Source organism: Blastococcus sp. SYSU D01042 (genome assembly GCF_054050515.1).
Window position 1 is genome coordinate 363018 of the sequence record NZ_JBJGZM010000002.1, and the last position, 21097, is coordinate 384114.

22 protein-coding genes are annotated in these 21097 nt (G+C 76.4%); 10 read left to right on the forward strand and 12 right to left on the reverse strand.

The window, feature by feature from the left end; all coding sequences use genetic code 11:
• Positions 1-47 precede the first annotated feature (47 nt).
• Positions 48-737: a CDP-alcohol phosphatidyltransferase family protein gene (locus ACI79H_RS05975; RefSeq protein ID WP_456553457.1), complete on the forward strand. Its 690-nt coding sequence runs from the start codon at positions 48-50 to the stop codon at positions 735-737.
• 158 nt (positions 738-895) lie between these two features.
• The gene (locus ACI79H_RS05980) at positions 896-1873 is read left to right on the forward strand and encodes a carbohydrate kinase family protein (RefSeq protein ID WP_456553458.1); all 978 of its coding nucleotides are present in this window, start codon (positions 896-898) and stop codon (positions 1871-1873) included.
• Between the two features lie 9 nt (positions 1874-1882).
• On the opposite strand, the gene ACI79H_RS05985 is transcribed toward ACI79H_RS05980, so the two are convergent.
• From ACI79H_RS05985 to ACI79H_RS06015, 7 genes are all read right to left on the reverse strand, one after another.
• Positions 1883-2434, reverse strand: coding sequence for a dihydrofolate reductase family protein (locus ACI79H_RS05985; RefSeq protein WP_456553459.1), 552 nt, complete (start codon positions 2432-2434; stop codon positions 1883-1885).
• 65 nt (positions 2435-2499) lie between these two features.
• The gene (locus tag ACI79H_RS05990) at positions 2500-3156 is read right to left on the reverse strand and encodes a flavin reductase family protein (protein ID WP_456553460.1); all 657 of its coding nucleotides are present in this window, start codon (positions 3154-3156) and stop codon (positions 2500-2502) included.
• Complete coding sequence (locus ACI79H_RS05995; protein ID WP_456553461.1) at positions 3153-4307, reverse strand: glycosyltransferase; 1155 nt, start codon at positions 4305-4307, stop codon at positions 3153-3155. The genes ACI79H_RS05990 and ACI79H_RS05995 overlap by 4 nt, the downstream gene beginning before the upstream one ends.
• Positions 4304-5119: a carotenoid biosynthesis protein gene (locus ACI79H_RS06000; RefSeq protein ID WP_456553462.1), complete on the reverse strand. Its 816-nt coding sequence runs from the start codon at positions 5117-5119 to the stop codon at positions 4304-4306. The genes ACI79H_RS05995 and ACI79H_RS06000 overlap by 4 nt, the downstream gene beginning before the upstream one ends.
• Positions 5116-6786, reverse strand: coding sequence for a phytoene desaturase family protein (locus ACI79H_RS06005; protein ID WP_456553463.1), 1671 nt, complete (start codon positions 6784-6786; stop codon positions 5116-5118). The genes ACI79H_RS06000 and ACI79H_RS06005 overlap by 4 nt, the downstream gene beginning before the upstream one ends.
• A gap of 1 nt (position 6787) precedes the next feature.
• Positions 6788-7390, reverse strand: coding sequence for a GNAT family N-acetyltransferase (locus tag ACI79H_RS06010; protein ID WP_456553464.1), 603 nt, complete (start codon positions 7388-7390; stop codon positions 6788-6790).
• Complete coding sequence (locus tag ACI79H_RS06015; RefSeq protein ID WP_456553465.1) at positions 7387-7914, reverse strand: YbaK/EbsC family protein; 528 nt, start codon at positions 7912-7914, stop codon at positions 7387-7389. The genes ACI79H_RS06010 and ACI79H_RS06015 overlap by 4 nt, the downstream gene beginning before the upstream one ends.
• Before the next feature lie 225 nt (positions 7915-8139).
• Between ACI79H_RS06015 and ACI79H_RS06020 the strand changes: the two genes are divergently transcribed.
• The 3 genes from ACI79H_RS06020 to ACI79H_RS06030 are packed head-to-tail and all read left to right on the forward strand — an operon-like array spanning position 8140 to position 12739.
• Positions 8140-8463, forward strand: a complete 324-nt coding sequence (locus tag ACI79H_RS06020; RefSeq protein ID WP_456553466.1) for a DUF6504 family protein — start codon at positions 8140-8142, stop codon at positions 8461-8463.
• On the forward strand, positions 8463-8939 hold the full coding sequence (locus tag ACI79H_RS06025) for an SAV_6107 family HEPN domain-containing protein (protein ID WP_456553467.1): 477 nt from the start codon (positions 8463-8465) through the stop codon (positions 8937-8939). Before ACI79H_RS06020 ends, ACI79H_RS06025 begins: the two co-directional genes overlap by 1 nt.
• Entirely contained in the window at positions 8936-12739 is a 3804-nt protein-coding gene (locus ACI79H_RS06030; protein WP_456553468.1) for a DNA polymerase III subunit alpha, read from the forward strand. The genes ACI79H_RS06025 and ACI79H_RS06030 overlap by 4 nt, the downstream gene beginning before the upstream one ends.
• 93 nt (positions 12740-12832) lie before the next feature.
• On the opposite strand, the gene ACI79H_RS06035 is transcribed toward ACI79H_RS06030, so the two are convergent.
• Together ACI79H_RS06035 and ACI79H_RS06040 are read right to left on the reverse strand one after the other, a co-directional pair.
• Positions 12833-13033, reverse strand: coding sequence for a hypothetical protein (locus ACI79H_RS06035; protein ID WP_456553469.1), 201 nt, complete (start codon positions 13031-13033; stop codon positions 12833-12835).
• An 81-nt stretch (positions 13034-13114) separates the two neighbouring features.
• Positions 13115-13528, reverse strand: a complete 414-nt coding sequence (locus ACI79H_RS06040) for a GNAT family N-acetyltransferase (RefSeq protein ID WP_456553470.1) — start codon at positions 13526-13528, stop codon at positions 13115-13117.
• 120 nt (positions 13529-13648) lie between these two features.
• Between ACI79H_RS06040 and ACI79H_RS06045 the strand changes: the two genes are divergently transcribed.
• From ACI79H_RS06045 to ACI79H_RS06055, 3 genes are read left to right on the forward strand one after another with little or no spacing between them, the layout of a single operon-like run.
• Complete coding sequence (locus ACI79H_RS06045) at positions 13649-14128, forward strand: VOC family protein (protein WP_456553471.1); 480 nt, start codon at positions 13649-13651, stop codon at positions 14126-14128.
• A gap of 34 nt (positions 14129-14162) precedes the next feature.
• Complete coding sequence (locus tag ACI79H_RS06050; RefSeq protein ID WP_456553472.1) at positions 14163-14918, forward strand: class I SAM-dependent methyltransferase; 756 nt, start codon at positions 14163-14165, stop codon at positions 14916-14918.
• Positions 14918-16102: an alkaline phosphatase family protein gene (locus ACI79H_RS06055; protein WP_456553473.1), complete on the forward strand. Its 1185-nt coding sequence runs from the start codon at positions 14918-14920 to the stop codon at positions 16100-16102. Before ACI79H_RS06050 ends, ACI79H_RS06055 begins: the two co-directional genes overlap by 1 nt.
• Before the next feature lie 6 nt (positions 16103-16108).
• Here the strand turns inward: ACI79H_RS06055 and ACI79H_RS06060 are convergent, their stop codons facing one another.
• Complete coding sequence (locus ACI79H_RS06060; protein WP_456553474.1) at positions 16109-17071, reverse strand: helix-turn-helix domain-containing protein; 963 nt, start codon at positions 17069-17071, stop codon at positions 16109-16111.
• A 159-nt stretch (positions 17072-17230) separates the two neighbouring features.
• On the opposite strand from ACI79H_RS06060, the gene ACI79H_RS06065 reads away from it, so the two are divergent.
• On the forward strand, positions 17231-18100 hold the full coding sequence (locus ACI79H_RS06065; RefSeq protein ID WP_456553475.1) for an alpha/beta hydrolase: 870 nt from the start codon (positions 17231-17233) through the stop codon (positions 18098-18100).
• Positions 18097-18891, forward strand: coding sequence for an MBL fold metallo-hydrolase (locus ACI79H_RS06070; RefSeq protein ID WP_456553476.1), 795 nt, complete (start codon positions 18097-18099; stop codon positions 18889-18891). Before ACI79H_RS06065 ends, ACI79H_RS06070 begins: the two co-directional genes overlap by 4 nt.
• On the opposite strand, the gene ACI79H_RS06075 is transcribed toward ACI79H_RS06070, so the two are convergent.
• Both ACI79H_RS06075 and ACI79H_RS06080 read right to left on the reverse strand, forming a co-directional pair.
• Positions 18881-19831: a sucrase ferredoxin gene (locus tag ACI79H_RS06075; protein ID WP_456553477.1), complete on the reverse strand. Its 951-nt coding sequence runs from the start codon at positions 19829-19831 to the stop codon at positions 18881-18883. The genes ACI79H_RS06070 and ACI79H_RS06075 overlap by 11 nt on opposite strands.
• The gene (locus ACI79H_RS06080; protein ID WP_456553478.1) at positions 19828-21078 is read right to left on the reverse strand and encodes a cupin domain-containing protein; all 1251 of its coding nucleotides are present in this window, start codon (positions 21076-21078) and stop codon (positions 19828-19830) included. The genes ACI79H_RS06075 and ACI79H_RS06080 overlap by 4 nt, the downstream gene beginning before the upstream one ends.
• Positions 21079-21097: the final 19 nt, after the last annotated feature.

Sequence of the window (21097 nt, forward strand, 5' to 3'; positions counted from 1 at the left end):
CCCGCCGCACGCGTGAGCTGCGTCCCTGCCGCCGTAGGGTCCCGGACGTGCTGAGCCGCGACGAGTACCTGGCCGCCTGGTCGCGCTGGCACGGCGGCAGCGACACCTCCGCGCCCCTGGTGCGGGGCTGGCTCACGCTCGCGCACACGCTGGCCCGCCCGCTGGCCGGCATGCCGCCGCTGGTCGCCACCGTCGCGGGGCTGCTCGTCGCCCTGGCCGCGGTGCCGCCGGCCGCGGCCGGCGGGCCCTGGCTGGTCGCCGCGGGCGTGCTGGTCGGGCTCTCCGGCCTCCTGGACAGCCTGGACGGGGCGCTGGCCATCGGCGCCGGCCGAGCCTCGCAGCGCGGCTACGTCCTGGACTCCGTCGTCGACCGGTTCACCGAGGTGGCCTACGCCTGCGCCCTGTGGGCAGCGGGGGCGCCGGGCTGGCTCGCGGTCGCCTTCGGCGCGCTGTGCTGGCTGCCCGACTACCTGCGCGCCCGGGCCGGCCAGGCGGGGGTCGACCGGACCGGTCCCATCTCGCTGTGGGAGCGGCCGGCGCGGGTGGCCATGGCCGGCTTCACGCTCGGCGGCGCCGGGGTGGTCTCCGGCGTCGAGGTGGGCGGCGTGGCCGGCGACGTCCTCACCGTCACCTGCGGCGCCGCGGTGGGCGCCCTGCTGGGGGTGGTGGCGACGGCGCAGCTGGGCTGGTGGCTCCGCTCCCAGCTGGCCGGTCCGGGTGCCGGCGGACCACGCTGAGCCCGTCCCGGTTCACCCGGGCGGGGACCTCGGAACCCGCACCGGCCCCGGCGCCGCCTAGGGTGTGCGTGCCCGTCCCCTCCCGTTCGTCCCGTCACCCAGGCCCGCTCGCGAGCCGGGCGCCCGCGCCCCTCCGGCCACACCCCCAGGAGCAGCCCGTGCCCGTCGTCGTCACCGGGTCGATCGCCACCGACCACCTCATGACCTTCCCCGGGAAGTTCACCGAGCAGTTCGTCGAGGGCCAGATGGCGAACGTCTCGCTGTCGTTCCTGGTCGACGACCTCGTGCAGCACCGCGGCGGGGCCGGCGCCAACATGGCCTACGGCCTGGGTCTGCTCGGGCTCGCCCCGGTGCTCGTCGGCGCCGTCGGCAGCGACTTCGCCGACTACGAGGCCTGGCTCAGCCGGCACGGTGTGGACACCACGAGCGTGCACTGGTCGGAGCTCAAGCACACCGCGCGCTTCGTCTGCACGACCGACGCCGCCAACAACCAGATCGCCTCGTTCTACTCGGGCGCGATGAGCGAGGCCTCCCAGATCGAGCTGGCGCCGGTCGCCGGCCGGGTGGGCGAGCCCGATCTCGTCGTCGTCGGCCCGAACGACCCGGTCGCGATGGTCCGGCACACCGAGGAGTGCCGGACGCGCGGCTACGCCTTCGCCGCCGACCCCAGCCAGCAGCTGGCCTGGGCCGACGGCGAGATGATCCGCCAGCTGGTGGACGGCGCGGACCTGCTGTTCACCAACGAGTACGAGTCGCACCTGCTGCAGCAGAAGACCGGCTGGGACGCCGAGGAGGTCCTCGCGCGCGTGGGCACCTGGGTGACCACCCGCGCCAAGGACGGCGTGCTGGTCCGCCAGACCGGCGCCGCGCCGATCGAGGTCATCGCCGTCCCGGAGACCAAGCCGGTGGAGCCGACCGGTGGGGGCGACGCCCTGCGCGCCGGGTTCATCGCCGGCCGCATGTGGGGGCTGAGCCTGGAGCGGGCCACGCAGCTGGGCTCGGCCGTCGCCACGGCCGCGGTCGAGGTCGTGGGCACGCAGGAGTACGACCTGCCCCGCGAGAGCTTCCTGCGCCGGTTCGCCGAGGCGTTCGGCGACGAGGCGGCCGAGGAGATCGCCGCGCACCTGCAGGCCTGATCTCCGGGGTCAGCGGACGGGGGCGTACGCGGCGTAGGTGACGCCGTTGCCGAAGGACTTCGCGTCCAGCCGGCGCAGCCGGGGCACCTCGACGCCGTCGGGGAACAGCCGCCTGCCGCGGCCCTGGACGACGGGGTGGGTGAACAGCCGGTACTCGTCGACCAGGCCGGCGCCGATCAGCGCGTGGGTCAGCGTGATGCTGCCGGTGACCACGACGTCCTGGCCGGTCTGCTCCTTGAGCTCCCGGACCGCGGCCACCGGATCGCCGCCCAGCACGGTCGTGGGCTCCCAGCCCGGGTCGGTCAGGGTGGTGGAGACGACGTACTTCTGCACCTGGTCGAGGTAGGCCGAGATGCCCGTCGGGTCGTCGGTCTGCAGCGGCCAGTAGCCGCGGAAGTCCTCGAAGGTCTGCCGCCCGAGCAGCAGGGCGTCGGCGGTCTCGTCCTGCCGGCGGACCTCGGCGAGCTGGTCGGACGCGTCGGCCTGCGGGTCGAACCAGTCGCCGATCATCTCGATCGAGCCGTCGAGGGTGATGTTCTGGGTGATCGCCAGCGTGCGCACTCCGAGCGCCTCCTCCGTCGTGGGGTACGGGGGTAGGACGGCCGACGGTGGTGCGACTGAGCGGTTCAGCCGCCGCGGAGCCGCTCGCCGATGCCCGGGTCGCCGCTCCACGTGCGGAAGGAGATGCGCGGGATCTCGCGCACCTCGCCGACGGTCGACCACTCGTTGCCGCCCAGCCGGGCCAGCGGGCGCAGGTGCTCGATGCGCGGCCGGCCGTCGCGCACCGCCTCGGCCCAGACGCTGATGTGCCGCACCCGGCCGAGCACCACGGTGCTGTCGCCGAGGCGCAGCGTCCCGTGCAGCACGCACTCGATGGAGACCGGTGAGTCGGCGACCCGCAGCGCACCCACCGTCTCGGCCGGCTCGAGCCGCACGCCGGTGTGCTCGGCCTCGCTGTGGTCGGGCGGGAAGTCGGTGGCCGTGGCGTTGATCTGCTCGAACAGCGCCTCGGGGGTGAGGTTGACGGTGAACTCGCCGGTCGCCTCCGCGTTGCGCAGCGAGTCCTTGCGGCCGACCGAGGTGAACTGGACGACGGGCGGGTCGACGCAGGCCACCGTGTAGAAGGAGTGCGGCGCCAGGTTGTCCACGCCGGCCGCCGAGCGGGTGCACACCCATGCGATCGGCCGCGGGACGACGACGGAGTTGAGCACCCGGTAGAAGGCGCCGGTGTCCATGGCGTCGGGGTCGAAATGGACGCGGTCGCGCGCTGCCGGCTCAATCACCCGTCCATCCTCGCCGGGTCCGGCTGCTCCGGCGCGGCCGGCTCCGGACCCGGGGTGACCGGGCGCCCGCGCCAGCGCAGCGTGCCGCGGCGGTGCCCGGCGACCGACCGGACGACGAGGACGTCCAGCGCCAGCACGGACACCGGGTGGGCCAGCGCGTCGGGCCACACCCGTCCGCCGGTCGACGCGGCGCTGACCGCCCGCCCGGCCACGGCCGCCGCATAGCCGACCAGCCCGGCCCGGGAGCCGCGCAGGGCCGCGGCCGCCGGCAGCACCCAGACCGCCGTGAGCAGACCGGCCGTTCCCAGCCCGGCGGCGGGGGAGCCACCCACCGCGGCCCACAGCGACTTGCCGTAGCCGTCCCGGACCCCGGCCCAGCCGTCGTACATCCGGCACACGGCGAGGGTCGAGCCGTCGACCACCACGCCGCGGCCGCCGGCTGCCTTGACGGCGCGCAGCAGGGCGACGTCCTCGACGACCTCCCCGCGCACCGCCGCGTGCCCACCGGCCCGCTCGTACGCCGACCGCCGCACCACGAGGAACTGCCCGTTGGCCGCGGCGAGCGAGGGCCGCGGCGACCGCTCGGCCAGCCGCAGCGGCAGCAGGGTCGACCACAGCCACTGCTGCATCGGCTGGACCAGCCGCTCGGCCGCGCTGCCGGCCAGCTGCCGCGGCCAGGGGGAGACCAGGTCGAGGCCGGCGTCGTCGAGCACGGCGACGGCGGCGGCGACGGCGTCGGGCATCAGGCGCACGTCGGCGTCGAGGAAGACCAGGACCTCGGCGTCGCCGGCCGCGGCGGCGCCCTCGGCGCAGGCGTTCGGCTTGCCGAGCCAGCCCGGTCCGGGCGGCCGGGCGCGGACCAGCCGCACACGCGGGTCGGGGTGGCCGGCGACGAGGTCGGGCGTGCCGTCGGTCGAGCCGTCGTCCACCACGACGACGCGCAGGTCGGGGACCCCGCGCTGGTCGAGGGCCGCGGCCAGGCAGTCGAGGACGTCCGCCGCCTCGTCCCGGGCGGGCACCACCACCGTGACGGGGCGCCGCACCGGGGACGGTGCGGACGGCGGGCGCCGCAGCAGCGCGGCGTTCAGGGCAGCGTGCGCCGCGCCCGCGACCGACAGGCCGGCCAGCGCGCGGAGCAACCGGCCGCTCACCGCTGCCGGGCCCGCTGGAGGGCGAGGACGGCGAGCACGACCGCGCCCAGCCCGGCGCCCCAGGCCGCGGAGCCGGGCAGTCCCAGCCAGCCGGCGTGCGCGAGCGCCCCGCCGAGGGTCATCCAGGCCATCGCCAGCAGCGGAGCGGCGGCGCCGACGGCCGGGGGCGGAGCGGTGCGCTCGACGAGGAGCTCCAGCAGCGTCATGAGGACCGCCCCGGCCAGCAGCCAGCCGGCCAGGTTGGTCAGGGGCACGGTGTCGATGCCGGGCAGCCCCGGCTCCGGGTGCGCCCAGGTCCAGTAGCCGGCGTCGACCATCTGCGGGTCGAGCACCACGTCCCACGCGGCGAACAGCGCCGTCGCCCAGGCGATGCGGGCCTGCCTCCGCCGGGCAGGGCGCACCGGGGCGGCCAGCCGGCCGGCCAGCAGCCAGCTGGGCCAGGCCATCATCAGCCAGGCCAGCGGGACGAGGAACGGCACGCCGAGCAGGGTGGGGCCGAGGTCGTCGCTGTAGGTGTAGGTGCCGTAGGGGACGCCGGTGGCCAGCCCGACGCTCTCGAAGGCGACGGCGACGGCCCCGACGAGCACAAGGACGCCGAGCCCGGTCCGCAGCCCCCGGCTGAGGGCGGCGTGCGCCACCGAGAGGGCGGCGCCCAGCAGCACGATCGCCCAGCTGACCGCGTTCCGGGCGTCGCCGTCGGTGAGCGGGTAGGCGATCGCCGTCCCGATCAGCGCCAGGGCCAGCGCGAGCGGCACGACCTGGCGCGCGGTCCACGTGCGGGGCAGCGGGAGCGCGGCGATCGACGGGATCACGACGGCGTCCGCACCCGCCGGACGGCACGGCGCAGGCCGCGACCGGCGGCCGCGCGCACCCGGGCGGCGGCCCGCCGGTCGCCGAGCACCTCGCGGGCGGCGCTGCGGCCCGAGTTGCCGGAGACCCCGCCGCCGGGGTGCGTGGAGGCGCCGGCCAGGTAGAGGCCGGGCAGCCCGGGCACGCGGTAGCCGGAGAGGGCAGGTGTGGGCCGGAACCCGAACATGCTGGCCAGCCCCATCTCCACGTGCATGACGTTGCCACGGGGCAGGGACAGTTCCCGCTCGAGCGCCAGCGGGGTCTGGACGTGCAGCCGCTGCACCGAGCCGGCGAAGCCGGGCGCGAACCGGTCGACCGCGTCGACCAGGCGCTGCGCCTCGACCTCGGCGAGGGCGTCCCAGTCGCCGCCGTCGGCCAGGGTGTAGGGGTACCACTGCCCCCAGATCGTGACGACGTGCTGCCCGGGAGGCGCCAGCGTCGCGTCGCTCGCGGAGAACGACATCGCGAGCGGCACCGGCTCGCGGGGCACCCGGCCGGCGCCCCAGTCACCGTGGGCGGCCGCGAGCTGCGCCCGGTCGGTGCACAGCAGTTGCAGTCCCTGCAACGAGTCCTCCGGCGGCACGCCGGGATAGGTCGGCGGAGCGGTGGTCAGGGCCCGCACCACCAGCCCGAACCCGTTGCCGACCGGCGGGTCGGCCTGCGCGAGCGCGGGCGGGGCGTCGGCACCGGCGAGGCGGCGGGTGACGCCGATGTGGCAGGCGGCGACGACGGCGCCGGCGGCGATGCGGCGGCCCGAGGCGGTCTCGACGCCGGTGACCCGCGGTCCGGTCCCGTCCTCGTCGACGAGCAGGCGCACCGCGCCGTCGCCCAGCACCACGCGGCCGCCGTCGGCCTCGAGCCGCCGGCGCAGCGCCTGGGTGAGACCGCCGGAGCCGCCGACGGGGTGGCCGGGCGGCACGTCGTGCAGCAGCGCGGCCCAGCCGACCATCGCCGCGCTCCCCGGCTCGGACATCGGCGGGCCGGACTGGGCGCCGAACCAGGCCAGCGCCGCCTTGAGCCGCTCGCTGCGGAACCAGCGGTCCAGCAGCGCGTCACCCGAGCCGAGGAAGTCGACGGCGAGGTCGCCGCCGGGAGTGCGGGGCCGGCCGTCGCGGGGTGCGCCGAGCGGCCAGAAGGAGCGGACCAGCCCGCCGGCGCTGGGCCGGCGGCCGAAGGAGGCGACGACGGCCCGGCTGCGCGGACCCCAGACGGCGACGAACTCGCGGTACGCGGCGGCGTCGTCCTCCCCGCAGGCGGCGGCGATGGAGGCGCAGGTGGCGTCCAGGTCGACGGAGAAGACCAGCGGGCGGCCGTCGGGCCCGGGGTCGCCGGGGGAGGGGGCCGGGGCGAAGCCCCACGGGTCGCAGTCGACGTAGCGCAGGCCGGAGGCGGCGAGGTCGAGCTCCTCGACGATGCCGCTGTGCCGGATGATCACGTGCGCGCTGGACCCGCGGTCGACCCGCACGCCCGGCCAGCGCTCGACGGTGGACACGGCGCCGCCGAGCACGTCGTCGGACTCGACGACCTCCACCGACAGCCCCGCGCGGGCCAGGTAGCAGGCGGCGACCAGGCCGTTGTGGCCGGAGCCGATGACGACGACGTCGACGGCGGCACGGGGCGGGGAGGTCACCTCAGGTGTTCGCCGGCCGGGGGTCGCGCGGATGCAGGGGGAGCGGTGCGCCGAGGATGGCGAACGGCCGCGGGTCGCCCGGGAAGTGGTAGCCGCGGGTGAGGTCCACGAAGCCGTCGGCGTGGTACAGCCGGAAGGCCTTCGTGTCGGCGTCCGGGGTGGAGAGCAGGGCCACCGGGTTGGGCAGGTCGGCGACCAGGGCGTGCAGCAGCTGCCGGCCCAGGCCCTGGCTCTGGTGCTCCGGGTGGACGTGCAGCTCGCACACCTCGAAGGCGCCGGGCAGCCACTTCTTCGCCGTCCGCCGGTCCAGGGCCGCGCGCACCTGGTCGTGCCACCATTGCCCGGGCGCGATCTCGTAGCCGTAGCCGAAGCCGACCAGCTGCTCGTCGGCTGGGCCGTCACCATCCCGGGCCTCCACGAAGGCGCCGACGGCGCGGAAGCCTGGTCGGTCGGTGTGCTGGAGGGCGTAGCCGTAGCGGCCCGCGACGACCGCGGAGTCGTAGCCCATCGCGAGGCCGTAGATGGCCAGCGCCTCGTGCATGTGGTCGCGCAGCCACGGGATCGGCAGCTCGACGATCCGGGTGCCGGGCCTGGTGCCAGTCACGTGCCGACCGCCTCCGCGACGTCGTGGGGAGCGGCGCCGGACGGGCCGGCGCCCACCTCGGCGGGGGTGCCGTCGGTGAGCCGGAGCAGCTCCTCGTAGGTGGTCGGGAAGACCGTGGCCGGGTGTCCCGCGGCGGCCCACACCCGTTCGTACCGGGCGAGCTCGACGTCGACGAGGGTGCCGATCGGCTCGGGGTGGCCGACGGGGGCGACGCCGCCGATCGGCTGGCCGGTGACCTCGCGGACCAGCTCGGCGGGCGCCCGCTCGACCGACGGCACGCCGAGCAGTGCGGCGACGCCTCGTTCGTCGACGCGGTGCGCGCCGCTGGTCAGGACCAGCAGGGGCTGGCCGGCGGCCAGGAAGACCAGGCTGTTGGCGATCGCGCCGACGGGCACGCCGAGCTCGGCGGCCGCCGCGGCGGCGGTGCGGACCTCGGCGGGGAGGGTGCGCACCTCGCCGGTGGCGCCCGCCTCCTGCAGCACGCGGCCGACCGCGGCGACCCGGGGGTGCACGGGCGGGGTCATGCGCCTGATCCTGCCACCGGTCCCGACCGGCGTGCCGCCCCCGGTCGCGACCCCCGCCCGTGCAGGGGTCGCGCGTCGTCTTGACGGCGCACCCGCGCTCCGGTCTACTTGTCCTCGTTCGAACAAACGTTCGAACGAGCGAGTCGGTCGCCACCCGCACCCGTCCCCGGCCTTCCCCACGGGGTGGTGCGGACGGCGGGGTGCCGGAGACGTGGGGAGTCTGTCATGAGCCGGGTGCTGGGTGAGGCCGTCGAACGGGTCGGCGAAGAGGTGCAGGTCGAGCGCGGCGCGCTCGGTCCCGTGCAGTTCTGGCGCGGCCGGACCCGGTACCTCGTGGGGGAGCTGCTCGACTCGTGGGTGGAGACCTCGCCCTGGTGGCGGCGCGACGCCGGGTCCGGGGGCGCGTCGGCCGACCTGGTCGCCCCGCGCGAGGTGTGGCGGGTGGAGGCGGTGCGGGCCGGGCGCTCGCGGACCGACTTCGCCGGCGTCTTCGACCTGTCCTGGGACGGCGCGGCCAACCGCTGGTGGCTCGTCCGGGTGCACGACTGATGGGCGCGCGACCCCTGATGGCCGACCAGCTCCCCCTGCCCCCGGCGCTGCCGGCCGCCGCCGTCACGCTGCTGGACCAGGCGCGCCGCGGGCTCGCCGAGGCCGCCGGTGCCGGTGACGTCCGGCAGCGCTACGCCACCGCGCACCTCGGCGCGCTGCGGGCCGCGGCGGCCGTGCTGGCCGCCCGCACCCGGCCCGAGGGCGGCCGGCGCCGCCCGCGCAGCGCCTGGGTGCTGCTCGAGCAGGTCGCACCCGAGCTGGGGGAGTGGGCCACCTTCTTCGCTGCCGGCGCTGCCAAGCGGGCCGCCGCCGAGGCGGGGCTCTCCCACGCGGTCACCGAGCGGGAGGCCGATGACCTGGTCCGCGACGTCGGCACCTTCCTCGCGGTCGTCGAGAACTGCCTGGGCGTCAGCGCCGTCCCCGCCTACCCGCGGCCGCGGGTCGTCGGGGGCACCTCGTCCGAGCACCGTCGGTGAACGATCCCTTCGTCCACCTGCACGTCGCGTCTGGCTACTCCATGCGGTACGGGGCCAACCACCCCGCCGACCTGGTGGCACGCGCCGCCGAGCACGGGATGGGCGCCCTGGCCCTCACCGACCGGGACGGGTTGTACGGCGCGGTCAAGTTCGCCCTGGCCTGCCGGTCGGCCGGGATCCGCCCGGTCTTCGGCGTGGACCTCGCGGTGGCCCCCGGGCTCGGCACCACCGTCCCCCCGGCGCTCGCGCACGCCCTCGGTGGCGAGGCATCCGGCACCCGGCCGCCCCGGCTGCGCCCCGCCGCCCCGACGAGCACCCGCCGGGCACCGGCCCGGGGCGGGGCCAGCGTCGACCCGCGGCTGCCGCGCACCACCTTCCTGGCCCGGGACGGCGCCGGCTGGGCCTCGCTGTGCCGGCTCACCAGCAGCACCCACCTGCGCGGCACCCGCGGCGAGCCGGTCAGCTCGCTGGCCATGGCCGCCGAGCACGCCGCCGGCCTGACCGCGCTGCTCGGCCCCGACTCCGCGGTGGGCCGGGCGCTGGCCACCGGCCGCACCGACCTCGCCGCCGCCCAGCTCGACACCTGGCGGGCGGTCTTCGGGCCCCACGTGGTGCTCGAGGTCGTGCACCACCGGGCCCGCGGCGACCGGCAGCGGGCGCAGGCGATGCTCCGGTTCGCCGCCGAGCAGGGCGTCCCGGTCGTGCTCACCAACGCCGTCCGGTACGTCGACGCGCTGGACGCACCGACCGCCGACGTCCTCGACGCCGCCCGCCGGCTGGTGCCGCTGGACCTGCGGCACGTCGACCGGCGCACCGCCGAGGGCTACCTGAAGTCGGGCAAGGAGATGCAGCAGGTCGCCGAGGACCTCGTCGGCCCCGACCGGGACGCCGCCCTCCGGTTGCTCGAGCGCACCGCGCGCCTGGCCGAGCAGTGCGCCGTCGACGTCCGCGAGGACCTCGGCATCGGCAGCGTCCGCTACCCCGAGCTCGACGTCGTCACCACACCCGGCGAGCGGGGGATGACCTCCTCGCAGGTGCTGCGCGCCCGCTGCGAGGCCGGGCTGGGCCGGCGCGGGATGGCGCCGTCGGAGCGGGTGCGCGTCCGGCTGGACGACGAGCTGGCGGTGATCGACCAGCTCGGCTACCCCTCCTACTTCCTCACCGTCGCCGACGTGGTCGACCTCATCAAGAGCTTGAGGGTTCGCGCGGCGGCCCGCGGCTCGGGCGCCGGCAGCCTGGTCACCTACCTGCTCGGCATCTCCGACGTCGACCCGATCCGCTACGGCCTGCTGATGGAGCGCTTCCTCTCACCGCTGCGCCACCAGCTGCCCGACATCGACATCGACGTGGAGTCCGCCCGGCGGATGGAGGTCTACGACGCCGTCCTCGACCGGTTCGGCGCCGACCGGGTCAGCTGCATCTCGATGATGGACACCTACCGGGTGCGGCACGCCATCCGCGACGTCGGCGCGGCGCTGAGCCTGCCGCAGGCCGAGATCGACGCCGTCGCCAAGGCCTTCCCGCACATCCGGGCCAACCAGGTGCACGCCGCGCTCCGCGACCTGCCCGAGCTGCGGGCCAGCCGGTACGGGTCCAAGCGAGCCGGCGGCTCGGGTGACCTGGACCTGCTGTTCGACCTCGTCGCCCGGCTCGACGGGCTGCCCCGGCACATCGCGCTGCACCCGTGCGGGGTGCTGCTCTCCGACGCCACCCTGCTCGACCGCACGCCCGTCGAGAGCAGCTACCTCGGCTACCCGATGAGCCAGTTCGACAAGGACGACGTCGAGGAGCTCGGGCTGCTCAAGCTCGACCTGCTCGGCATCCGGATGCAGTCGGCGATCGCGCACGCCCTCGACGAGGTCGCCCGGGTCGACGGCGAGACCCTCGACATCGACGCCGTCCCGCGCGACGACCCGACGACCTTCGAGCTCATCCGCAGCACCCGCACGCTGGGCATGTTCCAGATCGAGTCGCCGGGGCAGCGGGAGCTGGTCGGCAAGTTCGGGCCGCGATCGTTCGAGGACATCATCATCGACATCTCGCTGTTCCGGCCCGGGCCGGTGAAGAGCGACATGGTCACCCCGTTCCTGCTGGCCCGGAACGGCTGGAAGGACGCCGAGTACCCGCACCCCGACCTCGCGTTCGCGCTCGAGGAGACCGCCGGGGTGGTCGTCTTCCACGAGCAGGTGCTGCAGGTCGTCTCCCGGATGACCGGCTGCACGCTCGCCGAGGCCGACGAGGTGCGGCGAGCGCTGGGGGAGAAGGACGCCCACCCCGAGGTCCGGGCGTGGTTCATGCCGCGCGTGCTGGACGCCGGCTACCCGGCGGAGGTCGCCGAGCAGGTCTGGCAGGTGCTGGTGGCCTTCGGGTCCTTCGGCTTCTGCAAGGCCCACGCGGCGGCGTTCGCGCTGCCCACCTACCAGTCGGCCTGGCTGAAGACCCACCACCCGGCGGCGTTCCTGGCCGGGGTGCTCACCCACGACCCGGGCATGTACCCGAAGCGGCTGATCCTCGACGACGCACGCAACTTCGGCATCCGGGTGCTCGGGCTCGACGTCAACGCCTCGGCCGCGACATACCGGGTCGAGCGCCTCGCCCGGGACGACGAGGGGTGTGACGACACCCCGGCCGGGGTCCGGCCGCGACCGGAGTGGATGCCGGAGGCGATGGCCGACCCGTCCCGCTACGGCATCCGGCTGGCGCTGGCCGACGTGAAGGGCATCTCCGACGACGAGGTGGCCCGCGTGGTCGCCGGGCAGCCCTACCGGTCGCTGTCGGACTTCTGGTCCCGGGCGTCGGTGTCCCGCCCCGTGGTCGAGCGGCTGGTGCTCGCCGGCGGGTTCGACGCGCTCTACGGGTTCGGCGTGCGCGACCGCGAGTCGCACCGGCCGGCACACCGCCGCCGGCAGCTGACCAGGCGCGACCTGCTGCTGCAGATCGGGGAGCTGGACCGGTGGAGCCGCAGCGGCGCGCGGGCGAGCTCCGCCGGGCAGCTGAGCCTGGACCTCCTGGGGCTGGAGGACACCGGCCAGGACGGCCTGTTCGGGCTGGACGAGGTCGCGGGGGAGGAGGCGGCCACCGGTGGGCTGGGCGCCGGTCCCGGCTGGGCCGAGGGCAGCGGGCTGCCGGAGTTCACCGACGCCGAGCTGGTGCGCGCCGAGCTGGAGGTGCTCGGGCTGGACGCCAGCCGGCACGTCGTGGACTTCTACAAGCCGTTCCTCGCCGCGCTCGGGGCGGTGCCGGCCGCGGACCTGCTCGGCTGCCGCAGCGGGTCGGAGCTGCTGGTGGCCGGGGTGAAGGTGGCGACGCAGACCCCGCCGATCCGGTCGGGCCGGCGCGTGGTCTTCGTGACCCTCGACGACGGGTCGGGCTGCACGGACTCCACGTTCTTCGAGGACGCCCAGGGGCCCTACGCCGCGACGGTCTTCCACTCGTGGCTGCTGGTGGTCCGCGGGGTGCTGCGCCGGACCGGTGCGCGCGGGGTCTCCCTGCGGGCGACCGGTGCGTGGGAGCTGCCGGCGCTGCACGAGGCGTGGGAGACCGGCGGGCTGGACGCCGTGCGCGAGCTGATGGCGGCGCCGGGGGAGTACACCGAGCAGGCGATCGCCGGAGCGGCCGCCTCGCACGGGCCGCGGCCGGTGGTGGTCCGCCCGGTGCTGGTTCACCCCACCGGCTTCCGGATGTCCCCCTACGCCGACATCAAGCCGGCCGGCGACGACGCCGGGACGGCGGCCCGGCGCGCGGCCGCCGGCCCACCGCGCAAGCTCTGGCACTCCAGCCCCGGCAGCTCCGGGCACTGAGCAGGACGGTGCCGTGACCCGCGACCTGCTTCGTCGGCCTGCCGCTCACCGGCCAGGTCCTGGGCGTGCGGCGGCAGACCACTGCCGCTGGGCTCAGCCCTCGCTGTCCTCGCCGTCGGTGGCGTCCTCGACCTCGCGCTCGGCGTCGTCCACGCCCTCCTCGATGTTCTGCTCGACGTCGTCGTCGACCACGTCGGACCCGCAGGCCACAGTGGTGAGGGAGGCGGCGGCGATGGCGAACGCGGCTGCCGTCGTCCGGACCAGGCGGCGGCGGGGGCGGGTGGACGTGCTCATGGCGGCTCCTCGGTGCGCTGACGTGTCGGGTCGCCCCGGACCTGCCCCCCACCCCGCTCCCGGCAAACGGCGCGCGGTCGGTCAACCCTGCGACGGCAGGTGCACCAACCCGGCGTCGGTCTCCCGGAAACCGCACGCGACGAGGTAGAACGGCCGCAGCTCGGGCCGGAAGTCCACGTGCAGCCACTCGCAGCCCGCGGCGCGGGCCCGGACGACCGCCTCCCGCACCACCAGCGCACCGATCCCCGTCCGCTGCCGGTCGCCCCGGGTCTTCGTGTCCAGCAGGAAGGCGTGGTCGCCGCCGTCCCACGCGACGTTCACGAACCCGACCAGCAGCGCGCCCGCCCGCGCCGTCACCCAGCCGAGGCTGTGCGGACGGATCCGGTCCCACCAGCCGGGCACCGGGGAACCGCCGTGCGACGCGACGAGCTCGACCAGCTCGGGGTCGGCGAGAGGTGCACGCCACGCGAGGACGACCTCCGGCTCACCGGGCATGCCGCACGGTAGGGCCGTCCGCGCCCCGGCGCCGCTGCTTTTCCCGGCCACCGATGAGTCGGCCGCCGGGCGCGGGTCCACCCTCCGACAGCCACCCCCGCCCGAGAGAGGACCCCGACCATGCCCCAGCAGATCCCGTGCCTGTGGTTCGACGGCCAGGCGGAGGAGGCCGCGCAGCTGTACACGTCGGTCTTCCCGAACTCGAGCATCGGGAAGATCACCCGCTACGGGCCCGACATGCCGCCGCCGATGAAGGAGGGCGACGTCCTGACCGTGGACTTCACCCTCGACGGCCGGCCGTACACCGGCCTCAACGGCGGCCCGCAGTTCCCGTTCACCGAGGCGGTCTCCTTCCAGGTCGTCTGCGCCGATCAGGCTGAGAGCGACCACTACTGGTACGGCCTGATGGCAGGCGGTGGCCAGGAGAGCCAGTGCGGCTGGCTCAAGGACCGGTTCGGCGTCTCGTGGCAGGTCTACCCGGCCGAGCTCCTCGACCTGACCAGCGACCCCGATCCCGGCCGCGCGCAGCGGGCCACCCAGGCGATGCTGCAGATGCGCCGGATCGACATCGCGGAGATCAGGCGCGCCGCCGACGGCTAGGAGCACCCCTCCTCCCCGCCACTAGGCTCCTGCTGTGCCGACCCCGTCCGCTCCCTCGCCCGCCGAGCAGCTCCCGCCGCGGACCGCTGCCGTCTGGGCCGCGCTGGACCCGGTCATCGCCGCCGGCACCCCGCTGCGGGTGCTCGACGTCGGCGGCGGCAGCGGCATCTTCGCCGTCCCGCTGGCACGGCTCGGCCACGAGGTCACCGTCGTCGACCCCAGCGCCGACGCCCTCGCGACCCTCGCCCGGCGGGCCGCCACGGCGGGCGTGGGTGACCGGGTGCGCGGCGTCCAGGGCGACGGCGACCTGCTCGGCGAGGTCCTCGCCTCCCTGGCGCCGGGGGACGGCGGCTACGACCTGGCCCTCTGCCACTCGGTGCTGGAGGTCGTCGACGACCCGTCGGTCACGCTGCGGGAGATCGCCGGCGCCCTCCGCCCCGGCGGCCAGGTGAGCGTCGCCACGGCCAACCGGGCCGGCGCCGTCCTCGCCCGCGCCGTCGCCGGCCACCCGGTCGAGGCGCTGGCCCTCCTCCAGGACCGCGACGCCGCGGCCGGCCGCAGCCGCCCCGTCGCCCGCCGGCGGTTCACCCCGGTCGAGCTGCTCGCGCTGGTCGAGGGCGCCGGTCTGGCGCCGGGGGAGTGGCGCGGCGTCTCGGTCGTCGCCGACCTGCTCGACGCCGCTTCCGGCGCCGACCCCGAGGCGGTGCGCGCCCTGGAGCTCGCCCTGGCCGGCGCGTCGCCCTACCGCGAGGTCGCCACCGGCCTGCACGTGCTCGCCGCGCGCCCCTGATGACGTCGGACGCGGTCCTCCTGCCGCCGGACCTGCACCGGCCGGCCTACGGCACCGCCACGCTCGCCGACGTGCTGCCGGGAGCTGCGACCGCCCTCGGGGTCCGGCTGGAGCGCGGGGACCTGCCGGTCGACCCGCTCGACCTCGGCACCGCGCTGGCCGGCGCCCGCCGCGTCGCGGTGCTGCTCGTGGACGGTCTCGGCGCCGATCTGGTGCGCCGGCACGCCGACCTCGCGCCGACGCTCGCCGCCCTGGCCGCTCCCGCCGGCGACCTCTCCGCCCCCTGCCCGAGCACCACCCCGGTCAGCCTCACCACCTTCGGCACCGGCCTGCCGCCGGGCAGCCACGGCGTCCTCGGCTTCGTCACCGACGTGCCGGGGGAGGACCGCGCCCTCAACCACGTCCAGTGGTCCGACGACCCCGACCCCGACCTGTGGCAGCCGCAGCGCACCGTCTTCGAGCGCGCCGCGGCCGCCGGCGTCCCCGCCACCGTCGTCGCCCCGTACGCCTTCACCGGCAGCGGCCTGAGCCGCGCGGCCTACCGCGGCGCCACCTACAGCGGGACGGTGGGCGCCGGTGACCTCGCCGCACTCGTCCTCCGGGCGCTGCGGGCCACCCCGCGCGCGCTGGTCTACGGGTACTTCGCCGACCTCGACGTCACCGGCCACGTCCGCGGCGTCGACTCCGACAGCTGGCGGGCGCAGCTGCAGCTGGTCGACCGGATGGTCGAGCACGTGGTGGCCGGGCTGCCCGGCGACGCCGCCCTGCTGGTCACCGCCGACCACGGGATGCTCGACGTCCCGGCCGGCACGCGGCTGGACCTGGACACGGTGCCCCACCTGACCGACGGCGTCCGGCTGCTCGCCGGCGAGCCCCGGGCACGCTACGTGCACGCGCAGCCCGGCGCCGCCGCGGACGTGCTGGACCGGTGGCGCGAGCTGCTGGGGGAGCGGGCCTGGGTGGCGACCCGGGACGAGGTGGTGGCCAGCGGCGTCTTCGGCCGCGTGGACCCCGCCATGGCCGCCCGCATCGGCGACGTGGTCGCGCTGGCCCGCGGCACCTGGGCGCTGACGGCGTCCGAGCGGGAGCCGGGCCCCAGCCGGCTGACCGCCTACCACGGCTCCCTGACCGCGACCGAGCTGGCGATCCCGCTGCTCGTCGCGACCGGGTCTTCCCTGGGCTGACGGCGATCAGCCGCCGCCGGGGCGGCTCGACGCCTGCCGCCACTCCCGCGGCGTCACACCGTAGGCCTGGCGGAAGCGGCGGGTGAAGTGGCTGGGGTCGGCGAACCCGCAGCTGCGCGCCACCGCGGCGACCGAGCGGTGCCGCCCGCCCCGGGACACCAGCTCCGCGCGGGCCAGCTCCAGCCGCTCGGCGATCAACCACTGCTCCAGGTGCAGCCCGGCCGCGGCGCACACCTTGTAGAGCTGGCGCAGCGACACGTTGTGGACGGCGGCCAGCCGGCGCGGCCCGAGGCCGGGATCGGTCAGGTGCGCCCGCGCGTAGGCCAGCACCCGGGTCAGGAGCGTCTCCTCGCGCACCGGGCGGCCGTACCGGTCGTCGCCGGCCGCCGACACCAGCAGGGCGCGCACGAGCTCGACGGTCGCGGTGCCGAGCGAGGCGGCGCCCGGGTCGGCGGCGAGCCGCTCGGCGCCCGCGGCCAGCCGCACGAGGTGGTCGCGCACCAGGTCGTGCAGGGGGCTCGCGCGCAGCCGCGGCGCCGCCGCGCGCACCACCTCCGGCGGCAGGGCGAGCAGCCCGTAGGGGATCTGGAACGCCCGAGAGCCGCCGGTCTCCTCCCAGGAGAACTCGTAGGGGGCGGTCAGGTCGCTGAGCATCAGCCGGCGGGCGGGCACCAGCGACCGGTGGCCGAACTGCCCGAACCGGCCCACGCCGCTGGACTGCACGGCGAGCGCGACCACCTCCGGGCTCTCCATCCGCAGGTGGCGGGTGGTGCGCACCAGCCGGAAGCCCGAGGCGTCGGTGGTGAAGAGGTTCGCCGCCCCGAAGTGCCACAGGTGCATGCGCGAGTGGACGCGGTCGTCGGGCCCCAGGTGCTCGATCCGGCACGGCACCGACGCCTGGTCGAAGGCCGCCCGGAAGGCGTCGACGCGGTGCTCGGGCGCGAGGGTGCGGGTGTCGAGCAGCTGCATCGACTCCTCCAGGTGGGTCGCTCGGACACGGCTCCCCGCACCGGCCGGTCCAGGGTGGCAGAGCGCGGGCGCGCCCGGAACCGGCGCGTGCGCGCAGGAGCCGGAGCCGTGCACGCAAGGCCGATCGCACGCGCACCGGCGGTGCCACGCTCCCGCTCCATGACCGACATCCCCGCGCCCCGCCCGTCCCTCCGCGGTCCCGCTGCCGGCGGTCCGGACACGATCGTCCTCGTGCACGGCTTCTGGGTGACCCCCCGGAGCTGGGAGCACTGGAAGGCCCGCTACGAGGGGGCGGGCTACCGCGTGCTGACCCCCGGCTACCCCGGCTTCGAGGTGGAGGTCGAGGCGCTCAACGCCGACCCGACGCCGATCGCCGAGCTGACCCTGCCGGCGATCGTGGCCCACCTGGAGGAGGCCCTGGCCGGCCTGGACCAGGAGCCGATCCTCATCGGCCACTCCGCCGGCGGCACGCTGGTGCAGCTGCTGATGGACCGCGGCCACGGCGCGTCCGGGGTCGTCCTCAACTCCGCACCCACCGAGGGCGTGCGGGTGCTGCCGCTGTCGCAGCTGAAGTCGACCTTCACCGCCTTCAAGAACCCGGCCAACCGGCACCGGGCCGTGCCGCTCAGCTACGAGCAGTGGCGCTACGCCTTCACGAACACCTTCCCCGAGGACGAGTCGCGCGCCCTCTACGAGCGCTACCACGTACCGGCGTCCGGCCGGATCCTGTGGGACTCGGTGCTGGCGAACTTCATGCCCGGGCCGCAGGACGCCGCCGTGGACTACGAGAACGAGGCGCGCCGGCCGCTGCTGTTCATCTCCGGCGGCGAGGACCACATCATGCCGCCGAGCGTGCAGCGCTCGAACGTCAAGCACTACACCTCGGCGGTGCTCACCGAGCACGAGGAGTACCCCGGTTACGCGCACCTGCTGCCCGCGCAGGAGGGCTGGGAGGCCATCGCCGACCATGCGCTGGCCTGGGCGCAGCGCCACGCCGTCGCACCGCGGCAGGCGGCCGGCACGCAGTGAGGGGGGTCCGGCTCACCCACGTCGGCGGGCCGACCGTGCTGATCGAGACCGGCGGCTGGCGTCTCCTGGTCGACCCGACGTTCGACGAACCCGGCCGGAGGTACGCCTTCGGCTGGGGGACGTCGTCCCGCAAGGTCACCGGTCCCGCGGTGCCTTCCGCCGCGGTGCTGCCGGTCGACGTCGTGCTGCTCAGCCACGACCACCACGCCGACAACCTCGACGACGCCGGCCGGGCGCTGCTGCCTTCCGTGGGCACCGTCGTCACCACCGCGGCGGGGGCGGCCCGCCTCGGCGGAGGCGCGCGCGGGCTGCGCACCTGGGGGACCACGGAGCTGAGCGCCCCGGGCCGGCCGACCCTCACCGTGACCGCCACCCCGGCGCGGCACGGCCCGCCGCTGAGCCGGCCGGTCGCCGGGCACGTGATCGGCTTCGCGCTCGAGTGGCCGGGCCAGGAGGACGGCGTGCTGTGGATCTCGGGCGACACCGTGCTGTTCGGCGGGGTCCGGCAGGTGCTCGACCGGTTCCGCGTCGACACCGCCCTGCTGCACCTGGGCGGCGTGCGCTTCCCGGTCACCGGTCCGCTGCGGTACTCGATGACCGCGCGCGAGGCGGTGCGGCTGTGCCGCGACGGGGAGCCCCGCACGGTGGTACCGGTGCACTACGAGGGGTGGTCGCACTTCCGGCAGGGGCGCGCCGCCGTGGAGGCGGAGCTGGCTCGGGCGCCGGCCGAGGTGCGGGACCGGTTCCGCTGGCTGCCGCTGGGCCGGCCGGTCGAGCTGCTCACCGGGTGACGGCGAGCCGGTGCCAGGTGCGCACGCGGCCCGGCTGGGCCGCCTGGCAGGTCAGCCGCACCGCCTCGGGCGCCGGCCGGCTCTCCACGACGACGGTCACCGGCCCGCCGTCCGCGGCCAGCGCCACCTCCCAGCGCTCGACGCCGGCGGCGGGGTCCGGCAGCCGCGTCGCGCCGAGGGGGGCGAGGTCCTCGACGCCCAGGAGCCCGAGCTCCTCGCGGGCGCCGTGCTGGGCGGCCTGCACGGGCGCCGGCAGGCCGGCCCGGCCCCGGAGCCAGGCCAGCGCCACCTCCCCCCGCGCGTGCGCCGCCACCAGCAGGCCGCCGTCGCCGGGCACCTGCCCGTAGTAGAAGCCGTGGGGCAGGACGACGACGTTGGCGGCGAACCGGTCGCCGCCGAGGTGGCTGCACTCCCAGACGTCGGGTGCCGGCATCGTGCGGGCCAGGGGCCGGCCGCGCAGCGCGCAGCAGGCGTCGTGCCCGCCGTGCGTGCAGACCAGGTAGGTGTCGCCGGTCGCCGGCTCGCCCACGGAGCCGTCCAGAGGGGCGGTGAGGAGCTCGGCGTCCGAGGACCGCACCGACCACCACAGGCCCTCGCGCCCGGGCCGGCTGTCCGCGTACGCCCAGCGGCCCCGGGCGTCGGCCAGCCGGTCGCCGGGGCGGCGGACGAGGAGCACCCGCACGTCCTCCCGCCGGGCCCGCTCGGCCAGCAACGGGGCGATCCGCGCGTCGAAGCGCGACTCGGTCAGCGCCTGCCGGCCCCACGGGCCGGGCTGCTCCACCAGCAGCCAGCGCTGCACCGGCGAGGCGGTCGCGATGCCGCTGTCACCGCGCGCCAGCGCCTGCACCGAGCAGCGGTCGGGACCCAGCCGCCCGGCCGGCAGCGGCGGGAGGTCGGTGCGGCAGAAGTCGTCGGCGGGTGGGAGGTCGGCGGTGGTCACGGCCCGGGCGCTGCGTCCGGGACCACCGCGACCGACTCGGTGACCAGTCGCCGGGCCAGGGTGGTCCGCTCGTCGGCCTCGAGGCCGGGCAGGTCGCCCACCTTGAGCTCACCCACGGCCAGGAGCTCGGTCAGCGCCGGGCGCGCCGACGCCGGGAAGGTGTGCGTCCGGCGGCCGCCGAGCAGGGTCACCCGGCCGTCGTCCCCGTCGCGCAGCACGCAGCGCAGCCGCCGGCGCAGGCGGAGGACGGTGTCGGCGGTGATCGCCGCCGCGGCGGCGGACTGGGCCAGCGGCGCCACGGGCTCGGGCCGCACCTGCGCCCAGGTGCGGACGCGCAGTCGCTCGGCGACCTCGGCGGGGTCCACCCGGCCGAGCCACTCGCGCAGGCCCTCGACGACGGCGGTGACGTCGTCGCGGAGGGCGTCGGGGTCGGCGACGTCGACGCCGAGGGGCAGCGACCCGCGCAGCGCCGGGTCCTCGGCGGCCAGGGTGCGGACCAGGTCCAGCGCCGCCTCGGCCGCACCCCATCGGGTCACCGAGTGGACGCCGATGGTCAGGTGGGCGCTGATCTCGCCGAGCGCGGTGGCCGAGTGCAGGAAGCCGCGCGGGAGGTAGAGCACGTCGCCGGGCTCGAGGACGGCGTCGATCACCGGCTCGCGCTCCGCGGCGGCGGCGACGTCCTCGCGGCGGTCGGTCCACACCTGGGTGCGCAGCGGGTCGGGCAGCACCGGCTCGTGGATCCGCCAGTGCTTCTGCCCGGCCACCTGCAGCACGAAGACGTCGTGCACGTCGTAGTGGGGGTCGAAACCGCGGGAGGACGGCGGGGTGATGTACGCGTTGACCTGGGTGGGGTGGCCGAGGTCGGCGGCGAGCTGGTCGGCGAACTCGATCAGCGGCGGCCACAGCCGGTGCAGGCCCTGCAGCACCACGGTGCTGCCGTCGGCGAACAGCCGGAGCACGGCGTCGGAGCTCACCTGGTCGGCGACCTCGGCGCCGGCGCCGCCGGAGGTGGTGAAGCGCTTCGGGTCGACGACCTGGCCGTCCTTGGCGATGCGCAGGAACGGCGTGCGCAACCCCCGCCGGGAGAGCAGCTCGTCGACCGCGGCGAGGTCGAGCAGGTCGGTGAAGGTGTTGCCGGTGTCCGCGGCCCGGGTCAGCAGGGGGTGACGGCCCCAGTGCTCCCGCGCGAAGTCGTCGGGCTCGGCGTTCGTGCAGCGCCGCAGGGCCGGGCGGAGCGAGTGCTCCACCCGGCCCTGCGGGGCAGGG

Bases quoted from the DNA above. Each gene is read 5' to 3' on its own strand.
- ACI79H_RS06040 (WP_456553470.1), bottom strand. From the start codon at position 13,528: ATGCCCGGTGAGCCGGAGGTCGTCCTCGCGTGGCGTGCACCTCTCGCC.
- ACI79H_RS06015 (WP_456553465.1), bottom strand. From the start codon at position 7,914: ATGACCCCGCCCGTGCACCCCCGGGTCGCCGCGGTCGGCCGCGTGCTG.
- ACI79H_RS06060 (WP_456553474.1), bottom strand. From the start codon at position 17,071: ATGCAGCTGCTCGACACCCGCACCCTCGCGCCCGAGCACCGCGTCGAC.
- ACI79H_RS06065 (WP_456553475.1), top strand. From the start codon at position 17,231: ATGACCGACATCCCCGCGCCCCGCCCGTCCCTCCGCGGTCCCGCTGCC.
- ACI79H_RS06055 (WP_456553473.1), top strand. From the start codon at position 14,918: ATGACGTCGGACGCGGTCCTCCTGCCGCCGGACCTGCACCGGCCGGCC.
- ACI79H_RS06020 (WP_456553466.1), top strand. From the start codon at position 8,140: ATGAGCCGGGTGCTGGGTGAGGCCGTCGAACGGGTCGGCGAAGAGGTG.
- ACI79H_RS06035 (WP_456553469.1), bottom strand. From the start codon at position 13,033: ATGAGCACGTCCACCCGCCCCCGCCGCCGCCTGGTCCGGACGACGGCA.
- ACI79H_RS06025 (WP_456553467.1), top strand. From the start codon at position 8,463: ATGGGCGCGCGACCCCTGATGGCCGACCAGCTCCCCCTGCCCCCGGCG.
- ACI79H_RS06045 (WP_456553471.1), top strand. From the start codon at position 13,649: ATGCCCCAGCAGATCCCGTGCCTGTGGTTCGACGGCCAGGCGGAGGAG.